6 protein-coding genes are annotated in these 3,137 nt (G+C 75.1%); 1 reads left to right on the top strand and 5 read right to left on the bottom strand.

Annotated features, from left to right (window positions below; all coding sequences use genetic code 11):
• Positions 1 to 159: 159 nt before the first annotated feature.
• From AN218_RS07560 to AN218_RS07540, 5 genes are read right to left on the bottom strand one after another with little or no spacing between them, the layout of a single operon-like run.
• A complete protein-coding gene (locus AN218_RS07560; protein ID WP_070015987.1) occupies positions 160 to 504 on the bottom strand; it encodes a sodium:proton antiporter in 345 nt (114 codons plus the stop codon).
• Positions 501 to 1,277, bottom strand: a complete 777-nt coding sequence (locus AN218_RS07555; RefSeq protein ID WP_070015986.1) for an MnhB domain-containing protein — start codon at positions 1,275 to 1,277, stop codon at positions 501 to 503. Before AN218_RS07555 ends, AN218_RS07560 begins: the two co-directional genes overlap by 4 nt.
• Entirely contained in the window at positions 1,274 to 1,621 is a 348-nt protein-coding gene (locus AN218_RS07550; RefSeq protein WP_079131910.1) for a hydrogenase subunit MbhD domain-containing protein, read from the bottom strand. The genes AN218_RS07555 and AN218_RS07550 overlap by 4 nt, the downstream gene beginning before the upstream one ends.
• Complete coding sequence (locus AN218_RS07545) at positions 1,614 to 2,144, bottom strand: monovalent cation/H+ antiporter complex subunit F (protein WP_070015985.1); 531 nt, start codon at positions 2,142 to 2,144, stop codon at positions 1,614 to 1,616. The genes AN218_RS07550 and AN218_RS07545 overlap by 8 nt, the downstream gene beginning before the upstream one ends.
• Entirely contained in the window at positions 2,141 to 2,362 is a 222-nt protein-coding gene (locus tag AN218_RS07540; protein ID WP_338059599.1) for a hypothetical protein, read from the bottom strand. The genes AN218_RS07545 and AN218_RS07540 overlap by 4 nt, the downstream gene beginning before the upstream one ends.
• 266 nt (positions 2,363 to 2,628) lie before the next feature.
• On the opposite strand from AN218_RS07540, the gene AN218_RS35290 reads away from it, so the two are divergent.
• A complete protein-coding gene (locus AN218_RS35290; RefSeq protein ID WP_275936960.1) occupies positions 2,629 to 3,093 on the top strand; it encodes a DUF6153 family protein in 465 nt (154 codons plus the stop codon).
• Positions 3,094 to 3,137: the final 44 nt, after the last annotated feature.

The raw sequence follows: 3,137 nt of genomic DNA, 5'->3' as shown, positions 1-3,137 counted from the left end.
CGAGGGCGGCGGAGAGCGAGGCGAAGAGGACGGCGACGGCGTCCGACGCGGCACGCGGCAGCCGTCGCGCCACCGCGGCGAGCAGGGCCGCGCCCAGCAGCGGCACCGCGACGACGAGCGGCAGCAGCCGCGCCGCGTTCATTCCGCCGCCACCCCCGCTCAGCCCTTCAGAGCCGACAGCTCGTCGGGGTCGATCGTGCCGTGCCGCTTGTTGAGCTGGATGACGAGCGCGAGCAGCAGCGCCGTGACGGTGGCGCCGACGACGACGTCCGTGAGGGTCAGCGCCTGGACGACGGGGTCGACGACGCGGGCGTCGCGGGGCACGCTCGCGTAGACGGGCGCGGTGCCGCCGTCGCGGTAGCCGATCGCGAGCAGCAGCACGTACGTGGAGGACTGGGTGACGGCCAGACACCCGACGGCGTGGATCAGATTGCGGCTGGTCACCAGCCCGTACACACCGATGAGGAAGATCCAGCCCGCGACGAGGTAGGGCAGCACGCTCATCCGCCGCCTCCTCCGGGACGGGCGGACCCGTCGCCCTGCCGCGGTTCCGGCTTCTCGATCTCCAGGGCCTGGTCGAGGAACGTCGCGAGCAGTACGACCACGCCGCAGGCCACCTCCATGCCGACGGCGGCGTTCAGTACGACGACGGTGCCGGCCGAGGACAGCGTCCCGAACGTCCCCCACGGCAGGACGTTGGCGAGGAAGGCCGACCCCGCGAGCACCGTCGCGATGCCGGTGACGGCGTAGGCGGCCTCGCCCGCGGCGTCCCCGATCTCGTACAGCGACAGCGGACGCAGCCGCTCCAACGCCCCGTAGTCCGCGGCGACATAGAGCAGATGGAGCGCCGTGGCCACGACGACTCCGCCCTGGAATCCGCCGCCGGGCGTGATCTGACCGTGTGCCACGACGTACAGGCCGACGAGCAGCGTGACCGGCAGCAGCAGCACGCCGAGGCGGCGGATCGCCGGGGAGACGCGGGTCGGACGGGGCGGGCGGCGCCGCTCGCCCGCGGTCTGCCGGAGCAGCACCAGGGCGCCGAGGACGGCGGCGAAGAGGATGCTCTCCTCGCCGAGGGTGTCGAAGGCGCGCTGGTCGAAGTTGACGGAGGCGATGGCGTTGGCCGTGCGGTGCGCGAACGCCGCGCGTACCGCGCGCTCCCCGTACGGGTGGTGGGCGCCGCCGAAGTGCGGCAGCGCGACGAAGGCGGCGGCCAGCAGCGCCGCGACGACGGCCGCCGCCGCCAGGAAGAGCACGAGCCTGCCGCGCCGCGTCACCGCCGCCCTCCTTCGCCGGGGCCGTCGCCTCCGGAACGCCCGTGAGCCGGGCCGGTGTTCGCAGAGGGGTCAGGGCCGGAATCCGGGCCGGGACCGGGACCGGTGCCCGCGTCGCGCCGTACCTTCCGGACCGTCAGCACGATCATCAGCGGTGTCACCGCCGAGCCGACGGCGAGCTGCGACAGGCTCACGTCCGGCGCCTGTACGAAGGTGAAGAGCAGCGCGAGCGCGAGTCCGAGGAAGGAGAGGACGAGCGCCTGGCGCACCGGTTCGCGGTTCAGCACGGCCGCGGTCGCCGTGACGGCGACGAGGAGCAGGGCGAGGGCGAGAAGCACGTCAGTCACGCGGGGACGCCTCCCGCGGGGGCGAGTCCGGCGCCGGGGCCGGCCGCGGACGGGGGTCCCTGCCGGGCTCCGCGTCGGGCTCCGGCTCCGGTTCCGTCTCCGTACTGGACTGCGACCCTCCGCTGGTGACCAGCGCACCCGCCAGCAGCAGCGCCCCGATCACCAGCACCTTGACCGCCTGACGGCCCGGCCCGGCCGCCACGCACAGCGGCACCACGGCCGACGGGACGCCGACGAGCGCGGTCCAGCGCACGACCCGGGCCGGCGGCAGCCCGCCGAGGAAGCGCGCGTACACGAGGGTGCCCGCGGGCGCGAGGACGGCGAGGACGAGCGCCACGTCCAGGTAGTCGGGACGGCCGAAGCCCTGGGCGGAGAGCAACAGGGCGAGCGCGCCGAGCAGTTGGGCCAGGTTCTGGGCGACGAGCCGGCTGCTCGGGGCGCCCGTCGCCGCGTACCAGAGGACGGGCAGCAGACCCAGCAGGGGCACGACGGCCGCGGCGAGCCAGCCTTCGGAGGCGCTCACCGGGAGCGCACCTCCGTACGCCGGGCCGCCAGCCGTGCCGCCCTGGCGGCGGCAGCGGCGGGCAGGGCGAGAGCCGTGCCGACGACCACCTCGACCACGTCCACCGTCGAGATCAGCATCAGCCACAGCACCGTCAGCACCGCCCACCACGCGAGCACTTCGGCTGCCGCGACGGTGCGCGAGGGGTGACCCTCCGGCTTCCTCAGCCCCGCGAACACGCCCTCACCTCCGCCGTCATGGGCGTGTGTGTACCACGCGATCACGGGCGGACACGTGCTCGTACGGGGGCGCGGCGTGCCGCGGGCGGCGCGGCGGAACCGGGGGCGGGCCGCCGCCGCGCGGGGCGAAAGTTCTGCCGTGGCGCACAACCCCCGGCCGGGCGCCGGATCTCTCGCCGTACGATGCCCGGGTGATCGGCAACCGCCCGGCGGGGTCTTCCGCGCGCGCCCTCCAGGGACGGGCCTGGGCGCTGCCGTTGCTGGTCATGGCCGTACTGGGCGGGCTGCTCGCGATGCACGGGCTGGGCCCGTGGCCGTCGTCGTCAGCGTCGATGTCGTCGCCACCATCGATGTCAGCGTCGATGTCAGCCTCGATGTCGGTGCCGGCATCGGGGTCGGCGTCTGCCTCTGCGTCTGCCTCTGCGTCTGCGTCTGCGTCGCATCACGGGCAGATGCACGACCCCATGGCCCAGAGCCCCGACTCCCCCGACGCGTCCGGGAGTCGGCAGCACGCCGACGACTGCGAGTGCGGCGGCGCCGACGGCCATACGGCGCACGCGGACGCGACGTGCGCCGCGGGCGGTACGAGCGGCGCTCCCGCGATGGACGGTCCCGCCGCGAGCGCGGCGACCGGCCCGCCTCCCGCGACGGAACCGACGGACCGCTGGTCGCGCACCGGCGCGGAACGGGCGCCGCCCTCACTGCACCGGCTCCAACTCCTGCGCATATAGGGGCGCCTCACGGCGCGGCTCGGGCCGCCGCCGTGTCCGGCGCA

Source organism: Streptomyces nanshensis, assembly GCF_001751255.1.
Classification (GTDB): Bacteria; Actinomycetota; Actinomycetes; order Streptomycetales; family Streptomycetaceae; genus Streptomyces; species Streptomyces nanshensis_A.
The sequence above is the reverse complement of the archived record's forward strand: the minus strand, read 5'-3'. Positions and strand labels throughout refer to the sequence as shown.

What these genes read in the sequence shown, in the direction of transcription:
- AN218_RS35290 (WP_275936960.1), top strand. Translation starts at nt 2,629, where the DNA reads ATGGCCGTACTGGGCGGGCTGCTCGCGATGCACGGGCTGGGCCCGTGG.
- AN218_RS07560 (WP_070015987.1), bottom strand. Translation starts at nt 504, where the DNA reads ATGAGCGTGCTGCCCTACCTCGTCGCGGGCTGGATCTTCCTCATCGGT.